At 70.6% G+C, this 16,739-nt stretch carries 14 protein-coding genes; 6 read left to right on the top strand and 8 right to left on the bottom strand.

Features of this window, described 5'->3' with window-relative positions; translation table 11 throughout:
- Window positions 1–17: 17 nt before the first annotated feature.
- Window positions 18–1,793 carry an LCP family protein gene (locus tag AB0F56_RS29705; protein WP_362014984.1) on the top strand — a complete coding sequence of 592 codons (1,776 nt, stop codon included), beginning with the start codon at window positions 18–20 and terminating at the stop codon, window positions 1,791–1,793.
- Between the two features lie 95 nt (window positions 1,794–1,888).
- Here AB0F56_RS29705 and AB0F56_RS29700 read toward each other — a convergent pair whose 3' ends face one another.
- Window positions 1,889–2,911 carry a glycosyltransferase family 2 protein gene (locus AB0F56_RS29700; protein ID WP_362014981.1) on the bottom strand — a complete coding sequence of 341 codons (1,023 nt, stop codon included), beginning with the start codon at window positions 2,909–2,911 and terminating at the stop codon, window positions 1,889–1,891.
- Window positions 2,912–3,130: 219 nt separating this feature from the next.
- On the opposite strand from AB0F56_RS29700, the gene AB0F56_RS29695 reads away from it, so the two are divergent.
- Window positions 3,131–4,513, top strand: a complete 1,383-nt coding sequence (locus AB0F56_RS29695) for an LCP family protein (RefSeq protein WP_362014978.1) — start codon at window positions 3,131–3,133, stop codon at window positions 4,511–4,513.
- 65 nt (window positions 4,514–4,578) lie between these two features.
- Here AB0F56_RS29695 and AB0F56_RS29690 read toward each other — a convergent pair whose 3' ends face one another.
- Entirely contained in the window at window positions 4,579–5,112 is a 534-nt protein-coding gene (locus tag AB0F56_RS29690) for an acyl-CoA thioesterase (protein WP_362014976.1), read from the bottom strand.
- Window positions 5,113–5,273: 161 nt separating this feature from the next.
- Between AB0F56_RS29690 and AB0F56_RS29685 the strand changes: the two genes are divergently transcribed.
- Window positions 5,274–6,476, top strand: coding sequence for an LCP family protein (locus AB0F56_RS29685; RefSeq protein WP_362015065.1), 1,203 nt, complete (start codon window positions 5,274–5,276; stop codon window positions 6,474–6,476).
- 103 nt (window positions 6,477–6,579) lie between these two features.
- Window positions 6,580–7,908 (top strand): UDP-glucose/GDP-mannose dehydrogenase family protein, encoded by a 1,329-nt coding sequence (locus tag AB0F56_RS29680; RefSeq protein ID WP_362014973.1) that lies wholly within the window; start codon window positions 6,580–6,582, stop codon window positions 7,906–7,908.
- 83 nt (window positions 7,909–7,991) lie between these two features.
- Here AB0F56_RS29680 and AB0F56_RS29675 read toward each other — a convergent pair whose 3' ends face one another.
- The 4 genes from AB0F56_RS29675 to AB0F56_RS29660 form a co-directional block, all read right to left on the bottom strand.
- Entirely contained in the window at window positions 7,992–8,915 is a 924-nt protein-coding gene (locus AB0F56_RS29675; RefSeq protein WP_362014970.1) for a membrane dipeptidase, read from the bottom strand.
- Window positions 8,916–9,095: 180 nt separating this feature from the next.
- Entirely contained in the window at window positions 9,096–10,322 is a 1,227-nt protein-coding gene (locus AB0F56_RS29670; RefSeq protein WP_362015062.1) for a dipeptidase, read from the bottom strand.
- An 8-nt stretch (window positions 10,323–10,330) separates the two neighbouring features.
- Window positions 10,331–10,861: a 5-(carboxyamino)imidazole ribonucleotide mutase gene (gene purE, locus AB0F56_RS29665; protein WP_362014968.1), complete on the bottom strand. Its 531-nt coding sequence runs from the start codon at window positions 10,859–10,861 to the stop codon at window positions 10,331–10,333.
- On the bottom strand, window positions 10,858–11,997 hold the full coding sequence (locus AB0F56_RS29660) for a 5-(carboxyamino)imidazole ribonucleotide synthase (protein ID WP_362014965.1): 1,140 nt from the start codon (window positions 11,995–11,997) through the stop codon (window positions 10,858–10,860). Before AB0F56_RS29660 ends, purE begins: the two co-directional genes overlap by 4 nt.
- Window positions 11,998–12,159: 162 nt before the next feature.
- On the opposite strand from AB0F56_RS29660, the gene AB0F56_RS29655 reads away from it, so the two are divergent.
- Window positions 12,160–12,678, top strand: a complete 519-nt coding sequence (locus AB0F56_RS29655) for a GtrA family protein (RefSeq protein WP_362014962.1) — start codon at window positions 12,160–12,162, stop codon at window positions 12,676–12,678.
- A gap of 56 nt (window positions 12,679–12,734) precedes the next feature.
- Here the strand turns inward: AB0F56_RS29655 and AB0F56_RS29650 are convergent, their stop codons facing one another.
- Both AB0F56_RS29650 and AB0F56_RS29645 read right to left on the bottom strand, forming a co-directional pair.
- Window positions 12,735–14,006: an ATP-binding protein gene (locus AB0F56_RS29650; protein ID WP_362014959.1), complete on the bottom strand. Its 1,272-nt coding sequence runs from the start codon at window positions 14,004–14,006 to the stop codon at window positions 12,735–12,737.
- Window positions 14,007–14,111: 105 nt separating this feature from the next.
- Window positions 14,112–14,789 (bottom strand): response regulator transcription factor, encoded by a 678-nt coding sequence (locus tag AB0F56_RS29645; protein ID WP_362014956.1) that lies wholly within the window; start codon window positions 14,787–14,789, stop codon window positions 14,112–14,114.
- 429 nt (window positions 14,790–15,218) lie between these two features.
- On the opposite strand from AB0F56_RS29645, the gene AB0F56_RS29640 reads away from it, so the two are divergent.
- Window positions 15,219–16,739 carry an oligopeptide:H+ symporter gene (locus tag AB0F56_RS29640; protein WP_362014954.1) on the top strand — a complete coding sequence of 507 codons (1,521 nt, stop codon included), beginning with the start codon at window positions 15,219–15,221 and terminating at the stop codon, window positions 16,737–16,739.

Below are 16,739 nucleotides of genomic sequence, written 5' to 3'. Positions count from 1 at the left end.
GAGGAGGGGGACCAGGGGTGGGACAGAACAGCGTGCGTGGGGAGGGGACCCGGGGTCGCGTTCCGCACGCCCGCGAATTGGGCTGGGACGAGAGTCTCTACGGGGACGAGGGCGAACCGGGGCCGGGCGACCGTGCTTCGGGCGACCGTGCTTCGGGCAACCAGCGTGCGGGTGACGGGACTTCGGGCGCCAGCGCTTCCGGCGACGGGGACCCGAGCGGTCCCGGGCGGAGCGCCGGCGAAGGCCGTGCGAGCCACCGGCGCAAAGGGCCGCGCAGGCGCGCCAAGAAGAGCGGCAAACGCAAGGTGCTGCGCTGGGTCGCCGCGACCCTGTCGTTCCTGATACTTGGGACGGCTGCCGCCGGATACCTGTACTACCAGCACCTCAACGGCAACATCCGCGGTGGCAGCCGCGCCGGTGGCGACAGCGGTGTGAAGAAGGCCGCGCCGAACGCGCTCGGCGACACCCCGCTCAACATCCTGCTGATCGGTTCCGACAGCCGCGCCGACGACAAGAACGTGGCGCTGGGCGGCGGAAAGAACGAGCGGGACCGCAAGGCCCTCGCCGATGTGCAGATGCTCTTGCACATCTCGGCGGACCGCAAGAACGCCAACATCATCTCGATCCCGCGCGACACGATCGTCAGGATCCCCGCGTGCAAGGACGGGGAAAAGCAGTACGCCGAGACGACCACCAGCCCCATCAACGAGACCCTGGCCCGCGGCGGTCCCGGCTGCACGCTCACCACCTGGGAGAGCATCACCGGGGTCTACATCGACCACTGGATGATGGTCGACTTCGCCGGTGTCGTCGCCATGGCGGACGAGGTCGGCGGCGTTCCGGTCTGTGTGAAGACCGGCGTCCACGACAGGTCGACCCGGCAGGTGAAGGGCGGTTCCGGCCTGAAGCTGCCGCAGGGGACCACCGAGATCAAGGGCGAGCAGGCGCTCCAATGGCTGCGCACCCGGCACGCGTTCGGCAGCGACCAGAACCGCGCCAAGGCCCAGCACATGTACATGAACGGCATGATGGAGAAGCTCCAGAGCCAGAACGCCTGGACCGACACCGGACGCCTCATGGGCCTGGCCGAGACCGCCACCGAGGCGCTTCAGGTCTCCGACGAGATCCGTTCCGTGTCGAAGCTCTTCGACCTCTCCATGCAGCTCAAGAACGTGAAGCTGGACCGCCTCACGACGGCGACGGTCCCCACCACCGAGTGGACCCAGGACCGGAACAAGCTCGTCATGGTGCCGAGCGCCGCCGACAAGATCTGGTCGATGCTCCGCGACGACGTCGCCTTGGACAAGAACGGTGACCCGGCCGGCGCCAAGCCGACCGCCTCCGCGAAGCCGAAGCCGCAGGGCCCGACGGCCGCCGCGCCCGGAACGCTCGCGATCACGGTCGTCAACGGCACGGCCGGCGACGGCGCGGCGCCCACGGAGGGCCGGGCCGGTGCGATGGAGGAGACCCTGAAGGGCAAGGGGTTCACGCAGGCGGACGCCTCGCGGAGCGCCGAGCCCCGCAAGGACACCGTCGTCAAGTACCCGAAGTCCGGCGGCGATCAGGGCAAGGCGGACGCGCTGTCCGTGGCCAAGGCGCTCGGTCTGCCCGACACGGCGGTCCGCGCGGACGCGACGGCGCAGAACATCACCCTCGTCATCGGCGCGGACTGGCGCGAGGGCGCCACGTACAAGAAGCCGAAGACCGAGGCGGGCGACCTGCCCGACGGCGCGGACGACAAGGTGAAGTGCATGGACGTCTACAGCGTCTACAAGTGGGACGGCAAGAGCTGACCCCCTCAGCGCGCGAGAACGGCGAACGGCCGAGCCCCGAGGGGCTCGGCCGTTCGCCGTTCTCGTACGAAGGTCCTTCGCGCGCGGACGCGTTCTCAGACCTGCGAGGCGCTCGTCGTCACCGCCGGGCGGCGGCTCGCGATGACCTTCTTCGCGAGGGCGCGCGGGCTCGTCAGGAAGCCGTAGCCCCAGGACATGTGCATCGTCGCGAGGGCCACCGGGATCTGCAGGCGGGCCTTGAGCGGGAGGCCCTTGCCCGCCGGGACCGAGCCCGCGGTGATCGCGGCCAGGTAGCCGGCCGGGATCAGGAAGCCGAGCGGGGTGAGCACCGCGCCGACCACGACACCGGCCGCGATCGCGCAGACGGCGGTCGGCGGGGCGAGGTAGCGGAGGTTGATCGAGCCCTGGTGGTAGCGGGCCACGACATGGCGCCAACGGCCGTAGTCCTTGTACTGCTTCGCCAGCGCGCGGACGCTGGGCCGCGGGCGGTACTGGACGCGCAGCTCGGGCGAGAACCAGATCAGGCCGCCCGCCTCGCGGATACGGAAGTTCAGCTCCCAGTCCTGGGCGCGGATGAACTCGATGTTGTAGCCGTCCTGCTGCTCCAGGGCCTCGCGGCGGAAGACACCCAGGTACACGGTCTCGGCCGGGCCCGCCTGGCCGCCGGTGTGGAAGGCCGCGTTGCCGACGCCGATCTTCGAGGTCATCGCGGCGGCGACCGCGTGCTCCCAGTCGTTCTCGCCCTCGGCGTGCATGATGCCGCCGACGTTCTGCGCGCCCGTCTCCTCCAGGAGGCGGACGGCGGTGGCGATGTAGTTGGGCGACAGCATGCCGTGACCGTCGACCCGGACCACGATCGGGTGGCGGGAGGCCTTGATCGCCGCGTTGAGGGCGGCGGGCGTGCGGCCGGTGGGGTTCGGCACGGTGTGGACCCGAGGGTCCTCTCGTACGAGTTCGGCGGCGATCTCGTCGGTGCGGTCCGTGGACGGGCCGAGCGCGATCACCACCTCCATCTCGCCGTCGTACTCCTGCTCGAGGATGTGACGGACCGAGTTGCGCAGGTGCCGCTCCTCGTTGAGGACCGGCATGATCACGGAGACGGGGGGCGTGGCGTTCATTGCCGGCCACGTTACCGCGAATGGGGGACAGGAAGCGCGTCACGGCGAGCGCCGCACCCTTGCGCTGATCGTATGGGCCTACGGTGCTCACGGTTCCCCTTGTCACACCCGCGGAGGTGTCCCCCGGTGCCCACACCGCCCCGCACGCCCCGTCCCCGGCCGGCCGCCCGTCCCGTACCGGCGCGCCGCGGCAGACGGGTCGCGCGGCCCCGGTGGGGCATGCGGATGGCGACCACCCTCTCCGTCGTCGTCCTCGGGGCCGGCGGTATCGGGCACGCGCTGGTCACCGGCCTGGACACCGGGATCAACCGGGTCGACCCGTTCAAGGACATGAAGAACCGCCCCCGGGCAGGGGACGGCATGAACGTGCTGGTCGTCGGCACGGACGGACGCGACAGCATCACGCCCGAGCAGCGGAAGGCGTACCGGCTGGGCGGGGCGCCCTGCCACTGCACGGACACCGTGATGCTGGTGCACATCAGCGAGAAGCGGGACCGGGCGAGTGTGGTGAGCCTCCCCCGCGACTCGTACGCCGAGATGCCCGAACACACCGACGCGACCACCGGAAAGCGGCACGAGGCGCACCCGGTGAAGCTGAACGCGGCGTACGCGGAGGGCGGGCCCGGCCTGACGGTGCGGACGGTCGAGAACATGACGGGGGTGAAGATCGATCACTATCTGGAGGTCGACTTCACCAGCTTCATGAAGACGGTCGACGCGGTCGGCGGCGTGGAGATCTGTACGCCCCGGCCGATGAAGGACACGTACACGGGGCTCGACCTGGCGGCCGGTCCGCACCGGCTGAACGGCGGGCAGGCGCTGCAGTACGTGCGCTCGCGCCATGTCGACGGCGCGGCCGACATCGGCCGGATGCAGCGGCAGCAGCGCTTCCTCGCGGCGCTCATCGACCGGATGTCGAGCGGCGGGGTGCTGCTGAATCCCGTGCGGTTCCGTGAGGTGGCGACGACGATGCTGAACTCGGTGCGGGCCGACGCGGGCTTCGGGTCGGAGCAGCTGCTGTCCCTCGCCAGGGCGATGCAGGGGTTCACCCCGGCGTCCTCGGAGTTCGTCTCCGTACCGGTCGGGGACATGAGCTTCCCCGTGCCGGGCATCGGCTCGACGGTGAAGTGGGACGCGCCCAAGGCGCAGAAGCTCTTCCAGGCGCTGCGCGAGGACCGGCCGCTCGCCCCGCCGCGGGCGGAGACCGCTGACGCGAAGGGGAGGCCGAAGCCGGTGGTGGTGGACGTGGCCCCGAAGACGATCCGGGTGCAGGTCTACAACGGGACCCGGACGGACGGCCTGGGCCGCAAGGTGGACGACGCGCTGCGGGCCACGGGCTTCAACACGACGCGGGCGCCGCGCACCGGGGAGGGGCCCGAGCGACGGCGGACGCTGGTGGAGTACGACCCGCGCTGGGACCGCTCGGCGAAGTCCCTGGCGGCGGCGCTGCCGGGGGCGGAGCTGAAGCCGGTGAAGGGGCGGGGCGCGACGCTGCGGGTGGTGGCCGGCCTCGACTTCAAGAGCGTCACGCCGGTGCGGGCGGACGAGCCGGAGTCGGGACCGTTCGAGGCGGTGTCGGGGGACCAGGTCGTCTGCCCGTAGGCGAAGCCCCTGGTCCTCCGGCCCTCGGCCCTCGGCCCTCGGTCCTTTGGTCCTCGTAGCCCTTGCTAGTCCTCGTAGCCCTCTGCCGCTCGCTGTTCGCGGAGTTCCTTGATCGCTCGGCGGCGGGCCAGGCGGTGGGTGCGGCGGATCTGGGCCTCCTGGTAGCGGCGCTTGTCCTTCTCCGTCTCCGGGACGACCGGCGGCACCACGCGCGGCTTGCCGTCGGCGTCGACCCCCGCGAAGACCAGGTAGGCCGAGCCGACCTGCTGGGCGGGCGTGGACTCGTTCCAGCGTTCGGCCATGACCCGGACGCCTACCTCCATGGAGGACCGGCCGGTCCAGTTGACCTGGGCCTTCACATGCACCAGGTCGCCGACCCTGACCGGCTCCAGGAAGACCATCTCGTCCATGGACGCGGTCACCGCGGGGCCGCCCGAGTGGCGCCCCGCGACAGCGCCCGCCGCGTCGTCCACGAGCTTCATGATCACGCCGCCGTGCACCGTACCCAGGAGGTTGGTGTCGTTGTTGGTCATGATGTGGCTCAGTGTGGTGCGGGACGCCGAAGTGGGCTTGCCCGGGATATCGCCCTGGTCTGTCATGCCCTCCACCTTATGCCGGGTCCTGGTCCGGTCCTGTTTGCATCAGCTTGGCAACAGCGCCGCCCCGAATCCCCACCCGCCCTGTCGGCCCCCGAGGGGCGGCCTGCAAGATGGTCCGTATGAATGACTGGCCGAATTCGCAGCCCGACGGGCCCCGCCGGATGCGTCACGTGCAGCGCCCGCAGGTGCCCCAGCAGCAGCCGCAGTACGACCAGGGCCAGCAGCAGTACAACCCGAACTTCACGCAGCAGCAGGCCTCCGGCTACGACAGCGGCTACAGCAACGGCCAGGTCTACGGCTCCCCGCAGGGCGGCGGCCGTGGCACCATTCCGCCGCAGCACGACCCCCGGTACGCGCCGCAGCCGCAGCCCGGCCGTCCCGCGCCCGACTGGCGCCGCCGGATCAAGATCGGCTCCGTCGTGCTCGTCGTCGGCGTGCTCGCCTGGAGCGTCGGCACGTACGCCTGGGCCAGCTCCCAGATGCGCAACGAGGTCGATCTCTCCAAGGTCATCGAGCGGCCGGCCGAGGGCGACTGCACCACGTACCTGATCGTCGGCTCCGACAGCCGTGAGGGCATGTCGGCCGAGGAGAAGAAGAAGCTCCACACCGGCTCCGCCGAGGGCAAGCGGACCGACTCGATGATGATCCTCGCGGCCTGCTCCAGCGGGAACACGATGGTCTCGCTCCCCCGTGACTCGTGGGTGACGATCCCCTCGTTCGTGGGCTCGGAGTCCGGCAAGAAGTTCGGCGCGCGCGGCGGCTCCAAGCTCAACGCGGCGTACGCGATGGACGGCCCGGAGCTGCTGGTCCGCACGGTCGAGTTCAACACCGGGCTTCGCATCGACCACTACGCGGAGATCGGCTTCGCCGGCTTCGCGAACATCGTGGACGCGCTCGGCGGTGTCGACCTGAACATCGAGAAGGGCTTCAAGGACAAGAAGTCCGGCGCCGACTTCCAGGCGGGCGAGCAGACCCTCAACGGCGAGCAGGCCCTGGCCTTCGTCCGTACCCGGTACGCCTTCGCCGAATCGGACCTCGCGCGGACGAAGAACCAGCAGAAGTTCCTCTCCGCCCTGGCCAACCAGGCGGCGACGCCGGGCACGATCCTCAACCCGTTCAAGCTGTACCCGACGCTGGGCGCCGGCCTGGACACGCTGATCGTGGACAAGGACATGTCGCTGTACGACCTCGGCAAGATGTTCTTCGCGATGAAGGGCATCAGCGGCGGCGACGGGAAGTCGATGAACATCCCGATCTCCGGCAGCGCGCCGCAGGGCTCCCTGAAGTGGGACATGCCCAAGGTGAAGCAGCTGGTCTCGCAGATCCAGAACGACGAGCCGGTCACGGTGACGTCGGACCGCTGAACCGCTGACCTGCTGCCGGGGCCCTTCCGGGCCCCGGACCTGGGCACGAGAGCGCACGACTATGCTCGGGCAGGCATTCCGCCCGACCTCCCTGGAGTCCCGTATGGCCCTCAAGATCACGGTGATCGGCACCGGCTACCTCGGCGCCACGCACGCCGCGGCCATGGCGGAGCTCGGCTTCGAGGTCCTCGGCCTCGACGTCGTGCCCGAGAAGATCGAGCTGCTGTCCACCGGTCGCGTACCGATGTACGAGCCCGGTCTGGAGGAGCTGCTCTCCCGGCACGTCGCCGGGATCGAGGGGTCGACCGGGCGGCTGCGCTTCACCTCCTCCTGGGAGGAGGTCGGCGCCTTCGGCGACGTCCACTTCGTCTGCGTGAACACTCCGCAGAAGCACGGCGAGTACGCGTGTGACATGAGCTACGTCGACGCCGCCTTCGGCTCGCTGGCGGCCGTGGTGCGCGAGGGCGCGCTGGTCGTCGGCAAGTCGACGGTCCCGGTCGGCTCGGCCGAGCGGCTCGCGGGGCTGCTGCCGGAGGGCGTGGAGCTGGCCTGGAACCCGGAGTTCCTGCGCGAGGGCTTCGCCGTGAACGACACCCTGCACCCGGACCGGGTGGTCGCGGGTGTGACGAGCGAGCGGGCCGAGAAGCTGCTGCGCGAGGTGTACGCCACACCGATCTCCGAGGGCACGCCCTTCGTCGTCACCGACTTCCCCACCGCCGAGCTGGTGAAGACCGCCGCGAACTCCTTCCTCGCCACCAAGATCTCCTTCATCAACGCGATGGCGGAGGTCTGCGAGGCCGCGGGCGGCGACGTCGCGAAGCTGGCCGAGGCGATCGGCTACGACGAGCGGATCGGCTCCAAGTTCCTGCGCGCAGGGATCGGCTTCGGCGGCGGCTGTCTGCCGAAGGACATCCGCGCGTTCATGGCCCGCGCGGGCGAGCTGGGCGCGGACCAGGCGCTGACCTTCCTGCGCGAGATCGACTCCATCAACATGCGGCGCCGCGGCCAGATGGTCGAGATGGCCCGGGACGCGGTCGGCGGCGGCTCGTTCCTCGGCAAGCGGGTCGCCGTGCTCGGCGCGACCTTCAAGCCGGACTCGGACGACGTACGCGACTCCCCCGCGCTGAACGTCGCCGGCCAGATCCACCTCCAGGGCGGACAGGTCACGGTCTACGACCCGAAGGGCATGGAGAACGCCCGCCGGCTCTTCCCGACCCTCGGGTACGCGCCGACGGCCCTCGAAGCGGTGCGCGGCGCGGACGTCGTGCTGCACCTCACGGAGTGGCGCGAGTTCCGCGACGAGCTCGACCCGGCCGAGCTGGCGCCCGCGGTGACCTCCCGCGTGATCCTGGACGGCCGCAACGCCCTGGACGCCATCCGCTGGCGCGAGGCGGGCTGGGTGTACCGGGCCATGGGGCGCCCGCGCGCGTAACGCGATCTTCTGCGCGAAGGGTCCCGCCAACCGTGAGGGAGGCGGGACCCTTCCGCGTTCTCAGGCCGCTGTCACCGCCGCTTTCAGGCCGCGCGGCGCAGGCGCGTCGTGCGGGAGAGGAACTCCGCCTCCCGCAGGGTGCGCGTGGCGTTGCCGTGGGAGAGGGCGACCAGGTCCGGGGCGGGCCAGTCGCGGCGGAGGAGCTCGGCGAAGAGCGGGGCGTAGCCGGTGGCCGGGTCCGTGGTGTGCGAGATGCCCACGCAGTGCGGGCCCGCCAGGGCGCGGATCCGGTCGAGGGCGTCCGCGGTCGCGGACAGGTCCTCGGTCACCGGGACCATGCAGACGCCGCCGTTCTCGCCGAGCAGGCCGAGGACGTCGTCGGGCAGGCCCTCCGGCTCCGCGCGGGTCAGCAGGACCGGGGCCCTGGTGACCGCGAGGGTCCGGCGGACCGACTCCGGGTCGGCCCCGGAGAGGTCCACGACGAGGCCCAGGCGGTTCATCTCCCGTACGGCCTCGCGGGCGAAGCCGTCGAACCGGGTGAGGTTGACCGCCCGTACCCCGAGCGCGTGGTACGCCCGCAGCGCGGCGACCGAGCCGGCGAGCGCCGACCAGCTCACCGGGCCCAGGAGCACCGCGGTCCGGCCGCAGTTGACGGCGTGGGCCGACTCGGCGGTGGTGTGGGCGAGGCGCAGGTCCTCGGGGTACGCGGCGACGAGGGCGCGGATCCCGTCGATCCGGCGGAGGGTGCCGACGACGCCCTCCGCCGGATGGACGCCCAGGGACCAGAGCTGCGCTCCGGTCTCCGCCGCCCGCACCGGCGGAAGGTCCTCCGGGTCGAACGCCCGGGGTGGGTCGGCGTGCCCCTCGACGACGGGTTGCGCGGCGAGAAGTGCCTGCGCACGGGTGAACTCGTCGAGAGGCGGCGGTTGTTCGGGGGAGTCGAGGTCGCCGGACGCGGGGCCGGTGTGGTCGACGGAGAAGGGATGATGATCTTCAAGATCTGCCATGGTTGTGACAACTCCGAACTGACTGAGGCAGTACCGTCCACCGTGGCACGAAGGCCGTCGTGAGGAGCGCCGGAGTAGGCCGTTCGGGGGACGGCGGTGATCTCGGCCGCGTCGGCGGAGACGGCTGTGACCCGCCGCCGGTTCGGTTCGGCGACGGGCCACGTGGGCAGTGACGGACCGTCAGGAGGCAGGCGCGTCCAGGGAGTCGAGCGTCGCGTTCGACGGGCCCCGGCGGGCGCTCAGGTCGCGGGAGACGGCCTCCGCGTCCCGCAGCGCGCGCACCGCGTTGGACCAGGTGAGCTTGGCAAGGTCGGCGTGGGACCAGCCGCGGTGGAGAAGCTCGGCGATCAGGTTCGGGTAGCCCGCGACGTCGTCGAGGCCGGCCGGGGTGAACGCCGTACCGTCGTAGTCGCCGCCGATGCCGATGTGGTCGACGCCGGCCACCTCGCGCATGTGGTCGAGGTGGTCCGCCACCGTCGCCGCCGTCGCGATCGGGCGCGGGTTCTCGGCCTCGAAGGCGCGGTGCAGCTTCATCGCCGCCGCGGTCGTGTCCAGGTGGTGGAAGCCGTGCGCGCGCAGGTTCTCGTCGGCCCGGGCCGTCCACTCCACCGCCGCGGGCAGGATGAACTTCGGTACGAACGTGGCCATCGCGACCCCGCCGTTCGCGGGCAGCTGGGCCAGCACGTCGTCCGGGACGTTCCTCGGGTGGTCGCAGACCGCGAGGGACGAGGAGTGCGAGAAGATCACCGGCGCGGCCGAGGTCGCGAGCGCGTCCCGCATCGTCGTCGCCGCGACGTGGCTGAGGTCGACGAGCATGCCGACCCGGTTCATCTCCCGGACGACCTCGTGGCCGAAGGGCGAGAGCCCGCCGACGCCCGGCTCGTCGGTCGCCGAGTCCGCCCACGCGGTGTTGTCGTTGTGCGTGAGCGTCATGTAGCGCACGCCCAGGGTGTGCAGCGCGCGCAGGGTGGCGAGGGAGTTGTTGATGGAGTGGCCGCCCTCGGCGCCCTTGAGCGAGGCGATACGGCCCTGGCGGCGCGCCGCCTCCATGTCGTCCGCGGTCAGGGCGGGGGCCAGCTCGGCCGTGTACCGCTCCAGGAGCTGGTCGACGATGTCGATCTGCTCCAGGGTGGCGCTCACCGCGTCGTCGCCGGTCAGCTCGGTGGAGACGTACACCGACCAGAACTGGGCGCCGACGCCGCCGGCGCGCAGCCGGGCGAGGTCGGTGTGGAGCGCGCCGGTCTGGTCGGCGGCGATGTCGAGCCGGTCCAGGTCGTAGCCGACGTGCTTGCGCAGCGCCCAGGGGAGGTCGTTGTGACCGTCGACGACGGGGGTGGCGGCGAGGAGCTCGCGCGCCTCGGCGAGGCGGTCGGCCGCGCTGGTGCCGGTGCCCGTGCCCGTACGCACCTCGGCGCTCACTTCGCGAAGCCGAACGACTCCGAGCCCTCGACCTTGGCGCGCAGCCGCTTGCCCTTCTCGGTCGCCTGGTCGTTCAGCTCCTGCTGGAACTCCCGCATGCGGCCGAGGAGTTCGGCGTCGTGGGCGGCGAGGATCCGGGCCGCGAGCAGGCCCGCGTTGCGCGCGCCGCCGACCGAGACCGTGGCCACCGGCACGCCCGCCGGCATCTGCACGATGGAGAGCAGCGAGTCCATGCCGTCGAGGTACTTCAGCGGGACCGGCACGCCGATGACCGGCAGCGGGGTCACCGAGGCGAGCATGCCCGGGAGGTGAGCGGCGCCGCCGGCGCCCGCGATGATCGCCTTGAGCCCGCGGTCCGCGGCCTGCTCGCCGTACGCGATCATCTCGCGCGGCATCCGGTGGGCGGAGACGACGTCGACCTCGTACGCGATCTCGAACTCGTCCAGGGCCTGGGCCGCGGCCTCCATGACGGGCCAGTCGGAGTCGGATCCCATGACGATGCCGATGACAGGGCTCACAGGGCTCATTCGGTGATCGTTCCTCGCAGGTAGCCGGCGGCGTGACGGGCGCGCTCCAGCACGTCGTCGAGGTCGTCGCCGTAGGTGTTGACGTGACCGACCTTGCGACCGGGCTTCACGTCCTTGCCGTACATGTGGATCTTGAGCTGGGGGTCCCTGGCCATGCAGTGCAGGTACGCGTAGTACATGTCCGGGTAGTCGCCGCCCAGCACATTGCACATGACCGTCCACTTCGCGCGGGGGCGGGGGTCGCCCAGCGGGAGGTCGAGGACGGCGCGGACGTGGTTGGCGAACTGCGAGGTGATCGCCCCGTCCTGGGTCCAGTGGCCGGAGTTGTGCGGGCGCATGGCGAGCTCGTTGACGAGGATGCGGCCGTCGCGGGTCTCGAAGAGCTCCACGGCCAGGTGGCCGACGACGTCCAGCTCCTTGGCGATGCGCAGCGCCAGCTCCTGGGCCTGGCCCGCGAGCTCGCCCGACAGGTTCGGCGCGGGCGCGATCACCGTGTCGCAGACGCCGTCGACCTGCTGGGACTCGACCACCGGGTAGGCGACGGCCTGGCCGTGCGGGGAGCGGACGATGTTCGCGGCGAGCTCGCGCGTGAAGTCGACCTTCTCCTCGGCGAGGACCCGGACGCCCGCACGGAACGGGTCGTGGGCGTCCTCCTCCGTACGGACGAACCAGACGCCCTTGCCGTCGTAGCCGCCGCTCACGGTCTTGAGGATGATCGGGAAGCCGCCCACCTCCGCCGCGAATGCCGCCGCGTCCGCCGGGTCGGCGACGATGCGGTGGCGGGGGCTCGGCGCGCCGATCTCGTCGAGCTTGGCGCGCATCACCCCCTTGTCCTGGGCGTGCACCAGCGCGGCGAGCCCGGGGCGGACGACGACGCCGTCCTCCTCCAGGGCGCGCAGATGGCTCGCGGGGACGTGTTCGTGATCGAAGGTGATCACGTCACAGCCGCGCGCGAAGTCACGGAGCGTAGTCAGGTCGCGATAGTCGCCGATGACGACCTCGCTCACCACCTGCGCCGCCGAATCCTGCGGGGTGTCACTGAGCAGCTTGAACTTGATGCCGAGGGGGATGCCCGCCTCGTGGGTCATACGGGCGAGCTGACCGCCACCGACCATGCCGACTACCGGGAACGTCACCCTCTTAGGGTATCCGCACCATGCGGGAAGCCTCCGCCGCCTGTGCTTTACGACAGCGGAACCGGATTTTCCGATGTTTGCAATGTCTCCGGGCGGGTCACAGGTGGGCTGGTTAGCATGGCTGGGTTGACGAAACCGAACGGACGGGGCTGGACCATCACCATGAGTGAACGAAGCGCACTACGTGTGCGGCTTGACCGGCTCACGCGTGAGTTCGCCAAGTTCGGAGCGGTCGGCGGTCTCGGCCTGCTCGTGGACCTCGGGGTCTTCAACCTGGTGCGCCATCTGACGGAGCTGCCCGTGGTCCGGGCGAGTGTCATCGCCACGGTCGTGGCGATCGGCTTCAACTACCTGGGCTTCCGGTACTTCACGTACCGCGACCGCGACAAGAGCCAGCGGACGAAGGAGCTGACGCTCTTCCTGCTGTTCAGCGTGGCCGGGCTGATCATCCAGAACGGCATCCTGTACGCGGCGACGTACGGCTTCGGCTGGGACACCCCGCTGCAGAGCAACGTCTTCAAGTTCCTCGGGATCGGCGTCGCGACGCTGTTCCGCTTCTGGTCGTACCGCACCTGGGTGTTCCGTACGCTGCCGGCCCGGGAGGCCGTGCAGACCGCCGAATCGTTCCTGGAGCAGGCCCCGAAGCAGACGGCGCGCAAGCAGCCGGACCGGGTGCGCTAGGGCCTGTCCGACCCTGATCCGCCGGACAGGCCCTAGGCCTGCCCGTCTGCCGATTCCTAGCGGACCGGGCGTTCCCGCTGCTCGTCCCTGCGGCTCCTGACCTCGCGGCTCAGGAAGAGCGCGAAGACCGGGGGGTGCTGCTGGAGCAGCTCCAGACGGCCGCCGTCCGCCTCCGCGAGGTCGCGGGCGACCGCGAGGCCGATGCCCGTGGAGCTGCGTCCGCTGACCGCCCGCTCGAAGATCCGCGCGCCGAGGTCGGCGGGGACGCCGGGGCCCTCGTCGGTGACCTCGATCACGGACTGATTGCCGGTGACCCTCGTCCGCAGGGCGACGGTGCCGCCGCCGTGCATGAGGGAGTTCTCGATCAGCGCGGCGAGCACCTGGGCCACGGCCCCGGGGGTGCCGACCGCGCGCATGCCCTGCTTGCCCGAGTGGACGATGGCGCGGCCCCCGCTGCGGTAGGCCGGGCGCCACTCCTCGATCTGCTGCTTGATGACCTCGTCGAGGTCGAAGGCGAGGGCGGAGCCGGTGCGGGGGTCGCGGGAGTTCGTGAGCAGCCGCTCGACGACGTCGGTGAGCCGCTCGACCTGCGTGAGCGCGATCGTCGCCTCCTCCTTGACCGTGTCGAGGTCGTCGGCCACGGCGACCTCCTCCAGGCGCATGGAGAGCGCCGTGAGGGGCGTACGGAGCTGGTGCGAGGCGTCGGCGGCGAGCCGGCGCTCGGCGGTGAGCATCCGGGCGATCCGCTCGGCGGAGGAGTCGAGGACATCGGCGACCCGGTCGAGTTCCGGCACCCCGTACCGCTTGTGGCGCGGTCGCGGATCGCCGGAGCCGAGGCGTTCGGCCGTCTCGGCGAGGTCGGTGAGCGGGGACGTCAGCTTGTTGGCCTGCCGTACGGCGAGGAGGACGGCGGCGACGACGGCGAGCAGGGCCACGGCCCCGATGATCAGGAGGGTGCGGCCGACCTCGCTGGTGATCGTGGAGCGCGACTCCTCGACGGTCACGGTCTCGCCGCGTTCGCCCTCGGCGGTGCCGCGGATGACGCTGCCCTCGGGGCGGTCGCCGATCTCGATGGGGGCGCGGCCGGGGATCTCGATCAGGGCGTACCGCTTGGCGCCGCTCTGCTCGGCGAGGATGTCGGGGTTGACGGGCTCCCCGCCGATGAGCCGGCTGTCGACGATGGAGACAAGGCGGACGGCCTCGGAGTCCACGCTGTCCTGGGCGCTGGAGGAGATCGTGCGCGTCTCGACGATGACGAGCGAGACGCCGAAGACGGCGATGACGACGAGGACCACGGCGAGCGTGGAGTTGATCAGACGGCGACGCACGGGTCCCTCCGGGGGAGGCCGGGGTAGGAGAGGCTCCCCCGAGCCTACGGGCCACGGGCCGTGTCCCTCGGCCGGCTCGGTCGCGGGGGCCTCGGCCGGGGTCCGTCAGCTCTTCTCGAAGCGGAAGCCGACGCCGCGGACCGTCGCGATGTACCGCGGGTTCGCCGCGTCGTCGCCCAGCTTCTTCCGCAGCCAGGAGATGTGCATGTCGAGGGTCTTCGTGGAGGACCACCACGTGGTGTCCCAGACCTCCCGCATCAGCTGGTCGCGGGTGACGACCCGGCCCGCGTCGCGGACGAGGACGCGCAGGAGGTCGAACTCCTTGGCGGTGAGCTGGAGCTCCTCGTCGCCCATCCAGGCGCGGTGCGACTCGACGTCGATCCGCACGCCGTGCGTGGCGGGGGCGACGGCCGGCTCGGTGGCGCCGCGCCGGAGCAGGGCCCGGACCCGGGCGAGGAGTTCGGCGAGCCGGAAGGGCTTCGTCACGTAGTCGTCGGCGCCCGCGTCGAGCCCGACCACCGTGTCGACCTCGTCGGCGCGGGCGGTCAGGACCAGGATCGGAACCGTGTGCCCCTCGGAGCGCAGCCGCCGCGCGACCTCCAGGCCGTCCATGCCCGGGAGTCCGAGGTCGAGCACCACGAGGTCGATGCCGCCCTGGAGGCCGGCGTCGAGGGCGGCCGGTCCGTCCTCGCGCACCTCGACCTCGTATCCCTCTCTGCGCAGCGCGCGGGCCAGCGGCTCCGAGATGGATGCGTCGTCCTCGGCGAGCAGTACACGGGTCATGGGGTGATGGTAGTCCGCGCCGCCGACACCCCGGGGCATGATCCACAGGCTCGGGTCGGCCCCTGCGGATCAGGGTGGATATCCTGCCCATGACCTTGGATTGGCGACCGTTGGTTCCTTGGTCACCTGTGATCCATCTCTCAAGTGCTTCCAATTCAGGCACTGTGGTGTCGTATGGTGTCGAGACGTCTGTAGCGGTAAACGGGGACCTTTGGCTCGCTAATCACGCCAAGGGTCTCTTTTCTGCACGAGGTCGGCATCGCCAACCTTGAGGACAGTGAATGACCTGTGGGCCGGGTTCCGGTACGCGATGACGCGGACCGGGGCGTGGATCCCGGCGGGGTGCGACCGAGCTCCCCCCGGTGCCGGCCTCCCCCACCGGGCGCACCACGCTCACAAGGCGCGCGTCCCGACAGAGCAAGGATCGACATGGCGTCCAGCCTGACGACGGCTTCGACCGGAACCCCTGGTTCCGAGAAGACGTTCCTCGGCCACCCCCGCGGCCTGGCCACCCTCTTCTTCACCGAGATGTGGGAGCGCTTCTCCTACTACGGCATGAGGGCCCTCCTCGTCCTGTACCTGGTCTCCGGAGGCGCGGACGCCGCGACCGGCAGCCAGGGTGGCGGCCTCGCGATGACGGCGGCCACGGCGACGGCGATCTACTCCGTCTACGTCTCGATGGTCTACCTGATGGCCATGCCGGGCGGTTGGTTCGGCGACCGTGTCTGGGGCGCCCGCAAGACCGTCACGATCGCCGGTTTCGTGATCATGGCCGGTCACGCCTCGCTGGCCATCCCCGGTCAGGCGATGTTCTTCGTCGGCCTGGCGCTCGTCGCCGTCGGCTCGGGTCTGCTGAAGGCCAACATCTCCACGATGGTCGGCCACCTCTACAACGGCCCGGACGACCCGCGCCGTGACGGTGGCTTCACGCTCTTCTACATCGGCATCAACCTCGGTGCGTTCGTCGCCCCGTTCGCCGTCGGCACCCTCGGCGAGAAGGTCAACTGGCACCTGGGCTTCGCCCTCGCCGCGGTCGGCATGGGCCTGGGCCTCGCCTGCTTCCTGGCCTTCACCAAGAGCCTGAGCCCGAAGAGCAACGTCGTCCCGAACCCGCTCTCCGCCGAGGAGCGCAAGAGCATCCTGGTCAAGGTCTGCCTGACCGTCGTCGCCGTCGCCGTCTTCTACGGCGCCGTCATCGCGATGGGCATGTACACCCTGAAGTGGGCGCTCGTGCCGATCACCCTCGCGGGTCTGATCATCCCGGTCGCCGTCCTGGTCCGCATCAAGCGCGACAAGGACCTCGACAAGGGCGAGCAGTCGAAGATGAACGGCTACATCTGGTTCTTCGTCGCCGCCGCCGTCTTCTGGATGATCTACGACCAGGGCGGCTCCACGCTGTCCCTCTTCGCCGACGGCAAGACCGCCGACTCGCTCTTCGGCTTCAGCTTCCCGGCCACCTGGTTCCAGTCCCTGAACCCGCTCTTCGTCATGGCGCTGGCCCCGGTCTTCGCCTGGCTGTGGCTCTGGCTGGCCCGTAAGAACCAGGAGCCGAACACCATCGTGAAGTTCGCGATGGGCCTGGTCCTGGTCGGCGCGTCGTTCTTCGTCTTCATCGTTCCGATGGGCATGGCGGGCGACGGCACCAAGGTCTCCCCGATGTGGCTCGTCTCGATCTACATGATCCAGACCATCGGTGAGCTCTGCCTCTCCCCGGTCGGCCTCTCCGTGACGACCAAGATGGCGCCGCAGAAGTACGCCTCCCAGATGATGGGTGTCTGGTTCCTCGCCGTCACCGCCGGTGACTGCACCACGGGTCTGCTCTCGCTGGCGGGCGTGGACCTCAACGGCACAGGAATCATCGGACTGCAGGCGGCCCTGGCCGTCCTCGCCGGATTCGCGGTCTACATGTACCGCAAGAAGGTCCAGGCGATGATGGGCAGCGTCCACTGA

It is taken from the genome of Streptomyces sp. NPDC026092 (genome assembly GCF_040638605.1).
In the GTDB taxonomy this organism is placed as follows: domain Bacteria; phylum Actinomycetota; class Actinomycetes; order Streptomycetales; family Streptomycetaceae; genus Streptomyces.
The sequence above is the reverse complement of the archived record's forward strand: the minus strand, read 5'-3'. Positions and strand labels throughout refer to the sequence as shown.